Annotated in this window: 11 protein-coding genes, 1 tRNA gene, 1 pseudogene and 1 CRISPR repeat array; of the genes and pseudogenes, 9 read left to right on the top strand and 4 right to left on the bottom strand. The window is 43.2% G+C overall.

The features are described 5' to 3' along the window. Positions 1 to 46: 46 nt before the first annotated feature. Positions 47 to 1897, bottom strand: a complete 1851-nt coding sequence (locus KKZ03_RS17505; protein ID WP_243218070.1) for a bifunctional diguanylate cyclase/phosphodiesterase — start codon at positions 1895 to 1897, stop codon at positions 47 to 49. Positions 1898 to 2438: 541 nt separating this feature from the next. Here KKZ03_RS17505 and ettA point away from each other — a divergent pair. Next, positions 2439 to 4103: an energy-dependent translational throttle protein EttA gene (gene ettA, locus KKZ03_RS17510; RefSeq protein ID WP_243218071.1), complete on the top strand. Its 1665-nt coding sequence runs from the start codon at positions 2439 to 2441 to the stop codon at positions 4101 to 4103. Between the two features lie 180 nt (positions 4104 to 4283). Here ettA and arsS read toward each other — a convergent pair whose 3' ends face one another. Next, positions 4284 to 5249 carry an arsenosugar biosynthesis radical SAM (seleno)protein ArsS gene (arsS, locus tag KKZ03_RS17515; RefSeq protein WP_243218072.1) on the bottom strand — a complete coding sequence of 322 codons (966 nt, stop codon included), beginning with the start codon at positions 5247 to 5249 and terminating at the stop codon, positions 4284 to 4286. A gap of 7 nt (positions 5250 to 5256) precedes the next feature. Next, complete coding sequence (locus tag KKZ03_RS17520; RefSeq protein ID WP_243218073.1) at positions 5257 to 5934, bottom strand: DUF3047 domain-containing protein; 678 nt, start codon at positions 5932 to 5934, stop codon at positions 5257 to 5259. A gap of 318 nt (positions 5935 to 6252) precedes the next feature. Here KKZ03_RS17520 and KKZ03_RS17525 point away from each other — a divergent pair. From KKZ03_RS17525 to istA, 8 genes are all read left to right on the top strand, one after another. Further along, a tRNA-Leu gene (locus KKZ03_RS17525) sits at positions 6253 to 6339 on the top strand. A gap of 623 nt (positions 6340 to 6962) precedes the next feature. Continuing rightward, the gene (locus KKZ03_RS17530) at positions 6963 to 9353 is read left to right on the top strand and encodes a class I SAM-dependent DNA methyltransferase (RefSeq protein WP_243218074.1); all 2391 of its coding nucleotides are present in this window, start codon (positions 6963 to 6965) and stop codon (positions 9351 to 9353) included. A gap of 9 nt (positions 9354 to 9362) precedes the next feature. Further along, entirely contained in the window at positions 9363 to 10373 is a 1011-nt protein-coding gene (locus KKZ03_RS17535) for a YhcG family protein (RefSeq protein WP_243218075.1), read from the top strand. A gap of 43 nt (positions 10374 to 10416) precedes the next feature. Next, on the top strand, positions 10417 to 11142 hold the full coding sequence (locus KKZ03_RS17540) for a restriction endonuclease subunit S (RefSeq protein WP_243218076.1): 726 nt from the start codon (positions 10417 to 10419) through the stop codon (positions 11140 to 11142). Further along, the gene (locus KKZ03_RS17545; protein WP_371744906.1) at positions 11139 to 11705 is read left to right on the top strand and encodes a restriction endonuclease subunit S; all 567 of its coding nucleotides are present in this window, start codon (positions 11139 to 11141) and stop codon (positions 11703 to 11705) included. The genes KKZ03_RS17540 and KKZ03_RS17545 overlap by 4 nt, the downstream gene beginning before the upstream one ends. 106 nt (positions 11706 to 11811) lie before the next feature. Continuing rightward, positions 11812 to 12936 (top strand): Fic family protein, encoded by a 1125-nt coding sequence (locus KKZ03_RS17550; RefSeq protein ID WP_243218077.1) that lies wholly within the window; start codon positions 11812 to 11814, stop codon positions 12934 to 12936. 18 nt (positions 12937 to 12954) lie between these two features. Next, positions 12955 to 13149, top strand: coding sequence for a hypothetical protein (locus KKZ03_RS17555; RefSeq protein WP_243218078.1), 195 nt, complete (start codon positions 12955 to 12957; stop codon positions 13147 to 13149). A gap of 77 nt (positions 13150 to 13226) precedes the next feature. Beyond that, entirely contained in the window at positions 13227 to 14351 is a 1125-nt protein-coding gene (istA, locus tag KKZ03_RS17560; RefSeq protein WP_243218079.1) for an IS21 family transposase, read from the top strand. 54 nt (positions 14352 to 14405) lie between these two features. On the opposite strand, the pseudogene KKZ03_RS17565 reads toward istA, so the two are convergent. Beyond that, positions 14406 to 15931: pseudogene (locus tag KKZ03_RS17565) on the bottom strand (IS3 family transposase). 267 nt (positions 15932 to 16198) lie between these two features. After that, positions 16199 to 16410: direct repeats of the CRISPR family, unit length 29 nt; unit sequence CGGTTCATCCCCACGGGTGTGGGGAACGC. The last annotated feature ends 65 nt before the right edge of the window (positions 16411 to 16475 follow it).

Below are 16475 nucleotides of genomic sequence, written 5' to 3' on the forward strand. Positions count from 1 at the left end.
CCAAGCGTAACAGCTACCTGAATAAATCAGAAGCACTCTACTTCACCTAACCTATTGCTTGTTCCGTCAGAAGTAGATTTTCTTCGGAAGACCCTTTAGCCTTTGTAACATCTTGATGCCATGCTTTAAAGTCATCAGCGGGAATTGGCCTAGAGAAAAAATAACCTTGTACTTCCTGGCAATTATAATTTTTAATGCAGTCCAGTTCATCCAATGTTTCAACGCCTTCGGCAATAATTTCCAAGCCTAAACTGCTGCCCAATGCAATGATCGCCCGAACAATCGCCTCATTACCTGGAACACCCTGAATATTACGAATAAAAGACTGATCTATTTTAAGTTTGTCTATAGGAAACCGGGTTAAATAACTCAAACTAGAATGACCTGTACCAAAATCATCAATAGCAAACTTAATTCCTAGAGACCTGATTTTATTCAACATCGCTACGGTTTGTAGTGGATTTGTCATCACCAGACTTTCGGTCAGTTCAAGCTCAAGATAACTAGGATTTATGCCGCTAGTTTCAATTGCCTTTTTGACGCAATCAAAAAAATTATTCTGCCGAAACTGAATAGCCGATACGTTAACGGCAATCCGCAAGGATGGTAAGCCTTGGCTAATCCAATCAACCTGCTGTCGACAAGCTTCATTTAGCACCCATTCACCAATAGAAATGATTAGCCCTGATTCTTCGGCAATTGGAATAAATTGAGCGGGGGGGATTAGACCTAATTCACTGTGATACCAACGCAACAATGCCTCCACGCCAACCACTTTACTAGTTTCAAGATTAATTTGTGGTTGATAGTGCAGGGAAAATTCATTTTTATTCAACGCCATTCTCAGACCTACCTCAAGGGAGTTTCGCTGAATAAACCCACAATCAGATACGTCAGAGTACATTGCATAATTATTACGCCCTTTTTCCTTGACTTCATACATAGCAGCGTCAGCTTTTCGAAGTAAGCCATCGAGCGAATCATCATGCATCGGATACAACGCCACACCCAAGCTTGCAGTAATTTGAATTTCTTGATTGTATATCAGCATCGGCTTTCTAATATACTCAATAATATCCAGGGCAATTTTTTCTGCATCTGTAGCTTCAACCAGATTTTGCAGGATAATAACAAACTCATCGCCTCCCAAGCGGGCTACAGTGTCACTTTCTCTTACATTAACAATTAACTTTTGCGAAAAAATCTTTAACAATTCATCGCCAAAACTGTGGCCTAATGTATCGTTAATATGTTTAAACCGGTCCAAATCAACAAAAATCAGGCTAAACAGCTTGTTAGTACGTTTTGCCTGTTGAATTGACTGCAGCAACCGGTCTTTAAACAATAATCGGTTAGGTAGACCGGTAAGCTGGTCGAAATGAGCCAGATAATGCAGATCTTGTTGCTTGCGATAGGTAATTTCCTCAAGTAATTTCTGTCCTGTTGCCATACCAATATAGCTACCACGTTCAACAACAATAAAGCCATTAACCATATGCAACATACCGGCGTTAATCGTAATATTTGCAAGATCGTCAATGCTGGTATTGGTATCGACAATAACCGCATCCATCTGCATGATTTCGCCAATCGTTTTTTTATGATGTAAGTCCCTGGCAAAGGGTTTAAAAAACAGCTCAGTTAGACGTCCCCGACTAATCAACCCAACAGGAATATTATTTTCATTAACAATTGGCACAGTAAAAATTGTAGTATCGTTACTAAAAAGAGTTAAAACATCCAGACACCACATATCCGCAGAAATAGGTTTAACGTAGTAAACCAGATCTTTTACCGTAGAAAATTGGCTCCGGTATAATGAATTATTAAAATATTCGCTACTTACATCAAAATCGATTAATTTTTTTTTCTTGGAGTTATGTATTTGTAAATTCATCAGTAATAAAATGGTAAACAATTGCTATAAATCAATCTGTACATTTTCAGAGAAACAATTTCCAATTCTTGTACAAAACATCACTAAATTTTAAAGTTTTCACTTAAAATAAATATGAAAATTTAATTTCTAAAATACTATACATTTATCTTGTTACATCATTATGTCAGTTTGATATTTAATTCATAAAAATTGTATCTCGTATCCAAACCCCCTTAATCAAGCATAACTTGCCATGAGCAGTAAAATAACACATAAATTCCCATGTAAATCCATATAAAATAATATTGATAGAATGCCAAAACCACTCATAGCTTTAATCGTATCAAATAATAGCGCTTAACGCTTTATTCACCATGAGGTAAGGACTTGTGAGCAACGCAGCAGCAGCAAAAAATAATAATTGATATACTATCAGCACCAACCATATTTTTACTAAATATGCTAAAAATATAGAAATCAATATCAACAAGTAAAAGCTGGGCCTAAAGCGCCTACTTCTGGTAATCTTTATGCACCTTAAACTTATCAAGTAAAGACTATGGCGCAATATATCTATTCAATGAATCGGGTCGGCAAAATTGTCCCACCTAAAAAATATATCCTTAAAGATATTTCGTTGTCTTTTTTCCCTGGCGCAAAAATTGGCGTACTGGGTTTAAATGGCTCAGGAAAATCAACGCTGCTGAGAATTATGGCGGGCATCGATAAGGAAATCGAAGGCGAAGCTATCGCGCTAAAAGGCATTAATATTGGCTATTTACCACAAGAACCGCAACTGGATCCGAATAAAACCGTGCGCGGTAATGTTGAAGAGGCAGTCATTGAAATCAAGGCTGCTTTGGATCAACTTGATGCGGTTTATGCCGCTTACGCGGATCCTGATGCCGATTTTGATAAATTAGCTGCCGATCAAGCACGTTTGGAAGACATTATCAATGCCTGTGACGGTCATAATCTGGATCGCAAACTTGAAGTTGCAGCCGATGCCTTACGTTTGCCAGATTGGGATGCTGATGTTACCAAATTATCAGGTGGTGAAAAACGCCGCGTAGCCTTATGTCGATTGTTATTATCCAATCCAGACATGTTGTTATTGGATGAACCTACCAACCATCTGGATGCAGAATCAGTTGCTTGGTTGGAACGGTTTCTACACGATTATCCCGGAACCGTCGTTGCCGTAACTCATGACCGTTACTTTTTGGATAATGTAGCAGGTTGGATACTGGAACTGGACAGAGGCGCAGGCATTCCGTGGGAAGGCAATTACTCAAGCTGGCTGGAACAAAAAAGCAATCGATTGTTGCAAGAAGAAAAGCAGGAATCTTCCCGCCAAAAAGCAATGAAAGAAGAACTTGAATGGGTGCGCTCCAATCAAAAAGGCCGTCATGCCAAAAGCAAATCACGGCTTGCACGCTTTGACGAACTATCATCATCCGATGTGCAAAAACGTAATGAAACCCATGAGATTTATATTCCGCCCGGCCCTCGCTTGGGTGATGTCGTTATTGAAGCCGATAACATCACTAAAGCTTTCGGCGATAAGTTATTAGTCAATAACTTGAGTTTTAAACTTCCACCCGGCGGTATCGTGGGTATTATCGGCCCTAACGGCGCTGGTAAAACTACCCTATTCCGCATGATGGCAGGTCTTGAACAGCCAGATTCGGGTACCTTAACACTGGGTCAAACGGTTGAACTGGCTTACGTTGATCAGTTACGCGATGACCTTGACCAAAAGAAAACCGTCTTTGAAGAAATTTCTGATGGCTTGGACATAATTACGGTTGGTAAATATGAAACGCCCTCACGATCTTATGTCGGCCGCTTTAACTTTAAAGGTGCCGACCAAGGCAAACGTATCGGCGATCTTTCCGGAGGAGAACGCAACCGCGTGCATTTAGCCAAGCTACTGAAAACCGGTGGCAATGTCTTGCTGCTTGATGAACCGACTAACGATCTGGATGTTGAAACCCTGCGAGCCTTGGAAGAAGCGCTGCTGGCTTTCCCGGGTTGTGCGGTAGTTATTTCTCATGATCGCTGGTTTCTGGATAGAATTGCTACGCACATACTGGCCTTTGAAGGAGATAGTCAAGTAGTGTGGTTTGAAGGCAACTACGAAGATTATGAAGCCGATCGCCATCGCCGATTGGGCAGTGATGCCGACAACCCACATCGACTTAAATATAAAAAGCTGTCTTGATCAAATGATCATGACTGTAGTGTAGGTTTCTTATAACCAATAAACTGCCACAGATTAAATTTATTTATAATTTGGAGTCTGTGGCAAGATTTTTAGTCACCTTAACAACCGTCATTAGATTTAAGAAATCAAACACCGTTTTTCATGATTATAGTAGCGGTTGATCTGTAATTGAGCGGTTTAATCCAAAGCCCCCCCGCAACTACTGCCCTGCCCTGCAGTACAGCCATAACAATGCTGGCGTATATTAATAGCGGAACCCGTTAACAATGAAGCATTGATTAACTCGCTTAAATGCGTTTTATTTGCCGGATTTGCGCCTAAAGGTAGTTGTAGCATCTGGTTAAAATCGCAATCATAGACAAAACCTTGCCAATCCACACTCAAGGTATTACGACACATGACACTCGACAGATTTTCCGATCGGTAATTGTCTTTTAATAATTGCATATAGTCATTTAACAAGCCTTTACTAATCAACATACTGCCAAAGCGCTGTACAGGAAGATTGGTTAAGGCAAACAACTTGTTGAAAACAATGCTATAGTGTGTTGTGAGATGTTTTTTATAGGCTTTTTCCAAGGCCTTTTGCTCTGGCGGCAAGTTAATACCTTGCGGATTAAAGACCAGGTTAAGCTGTAAATCACTATCCGCTTGACCGTAACCTAAACTGTTTAATTTTTTTAGCGCTAACAAACTGCTACTAAATGTACCTTTACCACGTTGTTTATCGACATTATCTTCAAGATAACAGGGCAACGAAGCGGTGATCACTACCTTATTCACGGCAAGAAACCCAGCCATTTCTTCAAATCCTGGTTCTTCAAGAATAACCAGATTACAACGATCAATAACAGTAACATTCATTGCCCTTGCCTTCATAACCAGATAGCTAAAATGCGGATTCATTTCCGGTGCACCACCGGTTAAATCAAGCGTATGAATATTTTCTCTTTTAATAAAGTCCAGAACCAAATCCACGGTTTCCTTAACCATTAATTCGGTGCGCTTTGGCCCCGCATTAACATGACAATGCGTGCAACTCAGATTACACAAATAACCCAGATTAACCTGTAGTATTTCCAGGGTATGCCTGTTAATAGCAGGGAAATCGGTTTGTTCCAAATAAGGTAATGTGCCGTGCATAATGTAATTAGTTTGTACTAAAGTAAATATCGCCGTAATAAGCCGTTACTTTCCCATTAGAATCATCGGTATCAGACATAACGGCAACCGCATCAATATATTGTATATCTTCACCAAACTGTTGTTTCAGGTCGGCAAGAATATTTCTCTTTTCAGTATACCAAGTACCGGTTTTATCCGCTGATGACCGAAGTGCAATCATCGTCATTTTTCCATTGGCACCTGCATAAGCGTAGGCATTAGGCCAAATTTTACCGGCAGGCGAAGTACTTGCCCAGACATAATTGAGAGCCTTGGTTTGCCAAAAAGCAGCACCTCCACTAACGACCACATAAACGCGTGCCGCATAGTCGTCACCGGATTTTTCCTGCTCATTAAGATCGTTACTGAGCCGGTTTTCGATATGCCAACGCCAGTTCATAACCGGTGTTTTATGCAAATCAATGCGCTGTTCATTAAATAAACCTGAAGCACTTCCAGTACTTTCAGCTTTTAATACGTTGGTTCCGGCAAGATCGACTAATTGATAGTTGGTCTTGCCTTTAAACTCCTTGGCTTCCCAGTGATCAAGTGATCCCGATGAAAAAGAACCTATCATCAGCTTTTCACCCGTACCTTCGGCGCGAATAGTAATACTTAAAAATAGTAACAGATAGAAAAATAACAGCTTACTGAAAACGTGCATTAAAAGTTTTTCCTGTTTACAATTAAATTTATTAAAAGACGGATTTCACTCCGAAGTGCAATTCTGGTAATCTTTACTTGCCCTTTAAATTTATACTAAAAATGCTTATATTCCTATTCAAATAGCCATCTACTCATAAAAACATCAAGAATTCACACAAACCTATAGGTGACAATTAATTTAGTGGATTGTTTTCGTGTAAGCAAATAACAGTAGTGTTACACAATAATAATATTAGCTATTGTTTAAAAAAGATCAGATAGGTCTGGTTTATTTTTCTAGTTGCTATATAATTAGCGGCTTACCAAAGATATAGATGCCTCGGTGGCGAAATTGGTAGACGCAAGGGACTTAAAATCCCTCGACTGTAAGGTCATGCCGGTTCGATTCCGGCCCGAGGCACCATATTTTAGTATATTAAAACAAGGACTTAAGCATTTATGCCTAGTCCTTTTTTTATGCCTAAAATTTACGGGTCATGGCCGGGTCATGTTTCAAAGTAGATTTACAGTATGTTCAAGTAACCTTTAGGGATAATTAATTTAAATATCATAGGCAACCATTACCGATTTTTTAGCGTAAATATAAAGTGGCCTTAACACTTCTTGATTTAAAGCTATAATCCTTCATAACTTTACCCTGGATTTCAACCACTAGCTAATCCTCTAAATAATCTATTTCCCAAATTCCACGCACAAAAAAACAAGCATTGCCCATCTCTGATTGCTTCACCAGCAAATTTTTTTAGACACTCGCTAATAAGTTGGCGTTACTTCCCATTATATAAGACTGATTTTTATCATCTCATGTGAATAAAATTGTTTTTATCGACAACACATAAAACGCTAAATCTTTATCCCAATTTAAATGTATTCCGTATTATCGCAAGCCATTCTTAATTGTTAGTCATATCCAAGTAGTTTATGATTGGGTAGGAACCACCATTAATAGTGGTTAAACAGATTCCCCCGTTGGCGTCGCAATCGCTACATATAGTAAACCCTACTCAATCAAACAATAAATCACTAATGGCTATCAAAAAATCCGAGCTTTACAGCTCGCTATGGAAAAGCTGCGACGAACTTCGCGGCGGTATGGATGCATCCCAGTATAAGGACTATGTACTGGTATTGCTGTTTGTTAAATACATCTCCGACAAATACGCCGGTCAGAAAGATTCCCTGATAGAAGTGCCGATGGGTGGCAGCTTTGCTGACATGGTCGCACTTAAAGGTGACAAGGAGATCGGTGACAAGATCAACATTATCATCAGTAACCTTGCAGATGCCAACGACCTGAAAGGTGTTATTGATGTTGCCGACTTTAACGATGCCGAGAAGTTGGGCAAAGGTAAAGAGATGGTGGATCGACTGTCCAATCTGGTCAGCATTTTTAATACACCTGGACTCGATTTTAAAGGCAATCGTGCTGAAGGCGATGATATTCTGGGTGATGCTTACGAATATTTAATGCGCCATTTCGCAACCGAATCCGGCAAGAGCAAAGGCCAGTTTTACACGCCGGCAGAAGTCTCACGCATTATGGCGAAAGTAATAGGTATTGGCAGTGCCAGCAGTGCCAACCAAACCTTGTATGATCCAACCTGCGGCTCGGCGTCGTTATTGCTTAAAGCCCATGACGAAGCGCGTAGCAACACCGGTTTGGATATCACCATTTATGGGCAAGAAATGGATAACGCTACCGCCGCGTTAGCCAAAATGAACATGATTTTGCACGATTGTCCGACGGCAGAAATCTGGAAAGACAACACACTTTCCAGTCCGTACTTTAAACAAGCGGATGGGCATTTAAAAACCTTTGATTTTGCCGTTGCCAATCCGCCGTTTTTAACCAAAGCCTGGAGCAATGGCTTTAACCTGGCAGAAGATGACTACCACCGTTTTGACTACGGTATCCCACCTGCCAAAAATGGTGACTATGCCTTCTTGCTGCATATTCTTACCTCCTTAAAAAGCACAGGTAAAGGCGCGGTGATTTTACCGCATGGCGTCTTATTCCGTGGCGGTGCCGAAGGTGTTATTCGTAAAAACGTCATTCAGCGCGGCTATATCAAAGGCATCATTGGCCTGCCTGCCAACCTGTTTTACGGTACCGGCATTCCCGCCTGTATTATTGTGTTGGACAAGGATAACGCAGCTGCCCGCAAAGGCTTGTTTATGATCGACGCCAGCAAGGGTTATATTAAAGACGGTAACAAAAACCGTCTGCGCGCCCAAGATATTCATAAAATCGTCGATACCTTTAACAAGCAAATCGAAACAGCCAAATATGCTCGCTTGGTTCCGGTGGCAGAAATTGTAGCCAATGACTTTAATCTTAACCTGCCTCGCTATATAGATAGCAGTGATGCCGAAGACTTGCAGGATATTGCCGCTCATCTTAAAGGCGGCATACCGCATTATGATATTGACGGGCTTGCTGCTTACTGGAAAGTATTTCCTGCCGTGCGCAGGGAACTGTTTAGCGATGCTGGCCGTACTGGTTACAGTTTACTTAAAGTAGATGCAGCCCAAATCAAAGCCATCATTTTTGCACATCCGGAATTTACTGCATTTAACCAACAAGTCACCCAACTGTTTGTGGATTGGATGGCAAGCAACATGCCATTGTTAACCGGTATCCAGCCCGGTGATCGTCCCAAGACCTTAATTGATAGCTTATCAGAAAACCTGCTGGAAACATTCCGCACCGTACCGCTCATTGATGCTTATGATGTCTATCAACATCTGCTCGATTATTGGAGTGAAACACTACAGGATGATGTTTATCAACTCAGCCATGAAGGTTGGCAAGCAGTTTTGGACGGCAAAGCCAATACGGATTTAATCCCTACCCTATTAATTGTTGCCCGTTACTTTAATACTGAACGACAAGCCATCGACCAACTGGAAGCCGACCGCGAAGCCATTAGTCGGCAAATGGAAGAGCAAGATGAAGAACACGGCGGTGAAGATGGTTTACTGGCCGAAGGTAAAACCGATAAAGGCAAACTCAGTGCCAAGAGCGTCAAAGATCGGCTGAAAGCCCTCAAAAATGACAACGAGGCCGTTGAAGAACAAACCGCTTTGGAAGCTTATCTGGCGCTAATTGAACAAGAATCAGCCGCAGCTAAAAAAGTAAAGGAAGCGCAAAAAGCTCTGGATACTCAAGTCATCCGCAAATATGCGCAACTCAGCGAGGCCGAAATAACAACACTGGTGGTGGAAGATAAATGGCTGACCGCCTTGGCTACCAGTGTGCAAAGTGAATTGGATCGGGTCAGTCAGGCATTAACCGGACGTATCAAACAACTCGCTGAACGTTATGCCAAACCATTGCCTAAATTGACCGAAGAACTGGAAGCGCTGGCCAGCCGGGTCGATGAGCATCTAAAAAAGATGGGCTTTGTATGGAACTGATGGCTACCGATGACTACCGATGACTACCAACAGCTGTTAAAGCAAATTTCCGATACCTATACGCAAGGTCGCATACGAGCAGTCCAGGCCGTCAATGTTCAGATTACAGAAACCTATTGGCAACTGGGTCGGCATATTGTTGAGTTTGAGCAAGGTGGTAAAATCAGGGCCGATTACGGCAAAGCGCTGATTGCCAGTTTGGCTAAAGACCTGAATTTGCTACATGGCAAGGGCTTCAGCCGCAGTAATTTGGTGTACATGCGCTTGCTTTACCTACGTTACCCAATAAGTCAGAAGCCTTCTCACCAATTGAGTTGGTCACATTATGTTGAACTGCTCAAGCTTGATGACGAATTGGAACGCAGTTTTTACGAGCAACAAGCGATTGCCGAACACTGGTCAGTACCGGAACTCAAACGGCAAAAAGCGGCTTCGCTGTTTCTGCGTCTGGCAGCAGGTAAAGACAAAGCCGATATTTTACAACTGGCCGCACAAGGTCAAATCGTTGCCCAACCCGCCGACCTGTTACGTGAACCTTATGTGTTTGAGTTTCTAAAAATCCCCGAACCCTGGCAAGTTTCCGAAAACCATCTGGAAACTGTACTCTGCAACCACTTGCAACAGTTTCTATTGGAATTAGGCAAAGGCTTTACCTTCGTCGGACGGCAATACCGCATCACGCTTAATAACAACCATTACAGAGTTGATTTGGTTTTTTACCATCGTATCCTGCGTTGCTTTGTACTGATCGACCTGAAAATCAATGAAGTACAACACCATGATATTGGCCAGATGAATATGTACCTGGGCTACTTTGCCAGCGAGGAAAACATCGAAGGCGACAACCCGCCTATCGGCATTATCCTGACCAAAAACAAGGACGAACTGTTGGTGGAATACGCTACTTATCAAATGAACAGCCAGCTTTTCGTACAAAAATACCAGCTCTATCTGCCGGATCGCGAAGAACTGCGCAAGGAACTGGAATTAAGCTTACGCGAGGTGGAAGCGGATGAATAAGAATCCACTGGCTATTGAAGAAGCAAGTAGCACGTATTAATTAGTGGCTGACAATTGCGGCTTGCCGAAAGGCTATAAGCAGACTGAGGTGGGGGTGATTCCGGAGGATTGGGATGTTGCTAAGATAGGTGATTTGATCGATTACACCAAAAGTTATGCTTTTCAGTCCAAGGAATATACAAATGATGGTATACGAGTTATCAGGGTGAGTGATACAACCTATGATTCAATTATAGATTCATCACCGATATTCGTCAGTTCCAGTAAAGCATCACAATATGCTAAATGGACTCTAAAAGAAAATGACATCGTAGTATCGACTGTGGGTTCTAAGCCTCCCATGTATGATTCAATGGTCGGCAAAGTAATCATAATTAAACGTCAATACGATGGTGCGCTACTTAATCAAAATGCTGTTTTAATAAGAGATCGAAAGAACCGCAGGGACTTTCAACTACTCTTACTGAGTCATTTTAGAACGAAAAGATACTTCGGATTTATAGAGTCGATTTTTCGAGGTAATGCAAACCAAGCCAGCATTACACTCAAAGAGCTATTTGAATTTCCTATACCTTTTCCACAATCTGGTATTGAACAACACGCAATTGCCTCCGCACTATCCGATGTCGATGCTCTGCTCGCCAAACTCGACCAACTTATCACCAAGAAGCGCGACCTCAAACAGGCCGCCATGCAGCAACTACTCACCGGCCAGATTCGTTTACCGGGGGTTAGTGGTGAGTGGTTAACGGTTAAAGCCGAGAGATAGGTCAGTTCCGAGGTGGAAGCGGATTTCCTATAAAATGCCAAGGAGAAACTACGGGGAGATTTCCATTGTTCAAGGTTTCAGATATGAATAACGATGGAAATGGCACTTTCATGAAAACTGCGAATAATTACATCGGTGAAGATATTCGCAAGCAGCTTGGTGCTACTGCTTTCCCTGCTAATAGCATCGTATTTGCTAAAGTCGGTGCTGCCGTATTTTTGGAGCGGAAAAAAATATTGATTAGGTCAAGTTGTTTGGACAACAACATGGCGGCTTTTGTGATGGACTCCAATCGCGCATATTTTCGCTTCATACATTATGTGCTACTCAATATCAAATTAGGTGCTTTGGTGAGTACTACTGCGCTACCTTCGTTAAGTGGTAGCGTACTTTCAAATATTGATTTACAGCTTCCCTCTTTAACAGAACAAATCGCCATAGCCACCCTCCTTTCCGATATGGACACCGAAATCACTGCCCTTGAAGTCCGCCGCGACAAAACCCGTGACCTTAAACAAGGCATGATGCAGGAACTACTGACCGGCAAGATTCGCTTAATTTAACACGGGAGCGTTAAGAACTAAAATAGCAGCTTGTGTTATTTTAGTTTCCTCGTAAAATCTAAATTAACAAACGAAATTATTTTAGTTTTTAGGAAAAGCCACAGCAATGAAAAGTTTTCAGGCAGGTCAGAACGTCCAGCAAGCCCATTATAAAAGTTTTCAGCCTAATCCTATCAACCGTGCTTGGGTGCTGGATAATATGGCGTTAATTCAGTTACTGGGACAGGCTGATCGGGAACTGGGCCGACTGGACATGTATTCGGACTACATCCCCAATATCGATTTATTTATCCGTATGCACGTGTTGAAGGAGTCTACGCAATCGAGCAAGATTGAAGGCACGCAGACCAATATGGAAGAAGCGCTGCTGGAGCAGGAAGATGTCGCGCTGGATAAACGGGATGACTGGGAGGAGGTGCAAAACTATGTGGCGGCTATGAATCAGGCGATTGTAACTTTGCAGACGCTGCCCTTTTCTGCACGCTTGATCCGTGAGACACACAAAACTTTGATGCAAAGTGTGCGCGGCAAGCACAAGCAGCCGGGCGAGTTCCGGCTTAGCCAGAATTGGATAGGTGGGGCAACGCTTAACGATGCGGTGTTCGTGCCGCCAGTGCATACTTCCATTGGCGAGCTGATCGGCGATATTGAACAGTTTGTGCATAATGATAAACAGTATTTTCCCGAGTTACTAAAAATTGCCTTGGTACATTACCAGTTTGAAACCATCCACCCATTCCTTGATGGCAATGGTCGCGTGGGGCGCTTGCTGATTACGTTGTATCTGGTGAGCAAAGGGATATTGAAGCAACCGGTCTTGTATTTGTCGGATTTTTTCGAGCGCAATCGCTCCCTTTATTACGACAATCTGATGCGGGTGCGGGAAAAAAACGATTTGCAGCAATGGTTCAAGTTCTTTCTGGTCGGCGTTATTGAAACCGCGCAAAGCAGTATTACCACGTTCGACAATATTCTGAAGCTGCAAAAGCAGGTAGATAGTCAAATAGAAACCTTGGGCAGCAGAACTGCTAATGCACGGAAAGTAATTCATTATTTGTACCAACGTCCGATGATTGATGCCGCCAAAGTGGGCGAGGTGGCTGAAATATCATCTGCCTCGGCCTACAAGCTGATTGTCGATTTGGAACGGTTTGGCATATTAAAGGAAATCACCGGAGGCAAACGCGGCAAGATGTATGTGTTTACGGATTACTTACAGCTATTCAACTAACGACGGAAAAACAGCGCCATGGAATCATCTAATGTCGGCCAAATAGAAAAACTAACCCAAGCCCGTGTGGTTAAGCTGTTTAGCGAGTCATTGGGTTACGAGTATTTGGGTAACTGGATAGACCGAACAAATAATCGCAATATTGAGTCTGTTCGGCGACAATTACCCTGTCCGGTCGGCGTCAATTATCTTGACCGGTTGACCGATATGTAGGACAAGGGTGTATTTCAATTTTTTGGAGTCCACCCTTGGCTGGAAAACGTATCACTCAACGTCAAGAGAGTTTATATATGAACACACGTAAATCAGGAAAAAGCCAAGAAACCGCAGCAGCTAAAGCCTCCATTTCTGAGCGTTCCGGTCGAAGAATAGAAAAAGGTGAACGATTATCAATTCATGGAGAACGTCATTGGCGTACTCGTGAAGACCCTTTGGAAGCTATTTGGAAAAAAGAATTGGTGCCCTTGCTAGAGAAAGAAGCGCAACTAACGGGCTTAACACTTTGGGAATATCTGGAAGATGAACATGCCGGTAAATTTCCCTTTAGCGTATTGCGAACCCTTCAGCGTCGTGTCAAACAGTGGAAAGCAACCGAAGGACCGGAGAAAGTGGTGATCTTTCGTCAGTCCGTGCCGGCTGGACAGCAAGGCTTATCAGACTTCAGTCATCCAAATACCGAAATTACCATCCAGAATAAAGTGTTTACCCATCTCTTGTACCAGTTTCGTTTTGCTTATAGTGGTTGGCGTTATGTACAGATCATTTTGGGCGGTGAAAGTTATTCCGCCTTGGCCGATGGCTTGCAGTCAGCGTTAACGCTGACCGGTGGCAGTCCTGTTGAGCATCGTACCGACAGTTTAAGTGCGGCTTTTATTAACAGCGTTGAAGAGCAGAAATTGACGCAATCTTATGATGCGCTCTGTGCCCATTATAACTTGCGGGCAACACGCAATAATCGTGGCGTGAGCCATGAAAACGGGGCGATTGAATGTGCCCATGGATCCTTTAAACGACGACTGGATCAAGCCCTAAAGCTGAGAGGAAGTGCTGATTTTGCCGCCATCAAAGATTATCAGGCATTTCTAAACAAGGTTACAGAGCGCCTAAACAAACGCTGCCAAGGCCGCTTTAAAGATGAGCAACTGGCCTTACAAGCTTTACCGGGAGAGCGCTTCATGGATTATAGCGAGCTCAGTCTGAAAGTGACGCGCAGCAGCACCCTGGAAGTCAAAAGGGTGCTTTATACCGTGCCATCCCGAATGATTGGTGAAAATGTTCGCGTCCATGTTTACCATGATCGCCTGGCTTTTTTTGTTGGCCAAACCTTAACCAGCACACTCGCTCGTGTTTACCCTAACGCCGGTAGTCATGAACGGGGCGGTAATTGTCAATGTAGTTGTCGCCTCGACGGTTAAATCTTACTCTGGTTTGTTTTCTAAATAATCACTTCCTTGGTAGCATTTTTTTGTTTAGACCTTGTCTGGGTTAAGGTGGGCTGTCTGGATTTTTTCCCAATTACGGGAACTTCCAGTCCAGCGTTGCGGATGTTTAGCACGTGCTGCTTCGTAGACGACTTTACGGTTATCCAGAAGCTTGTCGTCCAAGCCTTCATGGCGTTGCGCTGGAGTAATAAACCGAATAGCGCTGTGACGATGCTCATGGTTGTACCATTCCACTAAGCTTGTGACCCACTGACGCGCTTCCGTAACATCGGCGAACGGCTTTAGCGGATAGTTAGGACGATATTTCAAGGTCTTAAACAACGATTCTGAGTACGGATTATCGTTGCTAACCGATGGCCGACTAAACGAAGGCATGACACCCAGTTGTTGCAAGGTCGCCAGCATAGTCGATCCCTTCATCGGACTGCCGTTGTCAGAATGCAGGATAAGCTGTTCTGCCTGTATCCCTTCACGATGACAGAGATCACGTAACAATTCGCCAGCCAAGGCGCTGTTTTCTTCTTCATACACCTGCCAACCGACGATCTTTCGGCTGAAAATATCAACAAATAGATACAGATAGAAAAACTGTCCACGGATCAGTGATGGCAGATAAGTAATGTCCCAACTGTACAGTTGATTAGGTGCTGTAGCACATGCCGCGCGTGGCTTTGTTCGTGTTTGAGCCGGACGTTCGCTACGCCGATGGGTAAGCTGTTTTTCCTCGCGCAGGATGCGATAGAAGGTCGACTCAGACGCCAGATAGCTACCTTGGTCGGCCAGTCGTGGCACGATCTGACTCGGTGGCAGATGACCAAATTCATCTGAATTAGCGACGATCAGCACCTCGGCACGCTCGATTGCTGTTAGTTTGTGTGGCGGTTGATAGTCACGCAAGGGGCGTTGATCGCAGTGAATCGTCTCACCTGTCTGCCAGCGTTGTAAGGTACGCTCACTAAGTCCTAATACTTCACAGGCTTTAGCTTGACGTGCTCCCGCAGTTACTGATTCATTAAGTAAAGCAATCACTTGTTCGCGCTCTTCGTGGCCAGTCATTCGACCTCTCCCCCCAAGAGCGCCCGGAACTTTTTTTGCAGTACCAACAGCGCTGCGGCTTCTGCTAAGGCTTTGTCTTTACGCAATAAATTGCGCTCAAGGCTTTGGACTTCTTCTTTCAATATACGCAGGACCCGCGCTTCTTCACGCTTGTCTACTAAGTCATCCTGGCGGCAGAAATCAGCTTTCCATTGTTCCAACTGATGAATAAAAACGCCGCGTTCACGACACCAGGCATTTAAGTCTTCACCGATCAAATTATAGGTTTTTTGTAAAGCAGTAAAGCGTTCTTCAGAGCTCCAATCTTCGGGACGCTTTGATTTTAGCGGTGCAAGTTTGACGTCCTGTTCCTTCTGTTTCATCCAAGCCTTCAAGGTTGTTAAATGGATATTCAATTCGTTTGCGACGGACTGAACTGATTGGTCATTACTACGATTGTATACTTTTACCAGGGCCTGCTCTCTGAAGCCTACTGAATACCTTTTATATTTTTTCATTTCTACTCTCAAATTTTATTTTTTCTTAAAAGTTGAGGCGACAACTATTCTGACGCAGGGGGAAGCTTCTGGATAACCGTAAAGCCGTCTACAAAGCAGCACGTGCTAAACATCCGCAACGCTGGACTGGAAGCTCCCGTAATTGGGGAAAAATCCAGACAGTCCACCTTAACCCAGACAAGGCCTAAACAAAAAAATGCTATCAAGGAAGTGATTATTCAGAAAACAAACCAGAGTAAGATTTAACCGTCGATGCGACAACTACATTGACAATTACCGACGGGTGTGGGGAACGCTAACGCCATGTCAGCAAGGTAAGCGGGAAGGGCGGTTCATCCCCACGGGTGTGGGGAACGCTTTACTGAGCCGTTTAAGATGTACTTTGCGTACGGTTCATCCCCACGGGTGTGGGGAACGCAGTTTTTTCAGTAGTAATTGAAAGAGCTACTGCGGTTCATCCCCACGGGTGTGGGGAACGCACTGATCATAACATACTGTTAATCATAAGAAATAATGACCTCTTATTTTCCACCAAAAAAACAGC

This window comes from Methylobacter sp. S3L5C (assembly GCF_022788635.1).
Classification (GTDB): Bacteria; Pseudomonadota; Gammaproteobacteria; order Methylococcales; family Methylomonadaceae; genus Methylobacter_C.

Excerpts from the sequence above, each read along its gene's own strand:
- KKZ03_RS17505 (WP_243218070.1), bottom strand. The coding sequence starts at position 1,897 with ATGAATTTACAAATACATAACTCCAAGAAAAAAAAATTAATCGATTTT.
- ettA (WP_243218071.1), top strand. The coding sequence starts at position 2,439 with ATGGCGCAATATATCTATTCAATGAATCGGGTCGGCAAAATTGTCCCA.
- arsS (WP_243218072.1), bottom strand. The coding sequence starts at position 5,249 with ATGCACGGCACATTACCTTATTTGGAACAAACCGATTTCCCTGCTATT.
- KKZ03_RS17520 (WP_243218073.1), bottom strand. The coding sequence starts at position 5,934 with ATGCACGTTTTCAGTAAGCTGTTATTTTTCTATCTGTTACTATTTTTA.
- KKZ03_RS17530 (WP_243218074.1), top strand. The coding sequence starts at position 6,963 with ATGGCTATCAAAAAATCCGAGCTTTACAGCTCGCTATGGAAAAGCTGC.
- KKZ03_RS17535 (WP_243218075.1), top strand. The coding sequence starts at position 9,363 with ATGACTACCGATGACTACCAACAGCTGTTAAAGCAAATTTCCGATACC.
- KKZ03_RS17550 (WP_243218077.1), top strand. The coding sequence starts at position 11,812 with ATGAAAAGTTTTCAGGCAGGTCAGAACGTCCAGCAAGCCCATTATAAA.
- KKZ03_RS17555 (WP_243218078.1), top strand. The coding sequence starts at position 12,955 with ATGGAATCATCTAATGTCGGCCAAATAGAAAAACTAACCCAAGCCCGT.
- istA (WP_243218079.1), top strand. The coding sequence starts at position 13,227 with ATGAACACACGTAAATCAGGAAAAAGCCAAGAAACCGCAGCAGCTAAA.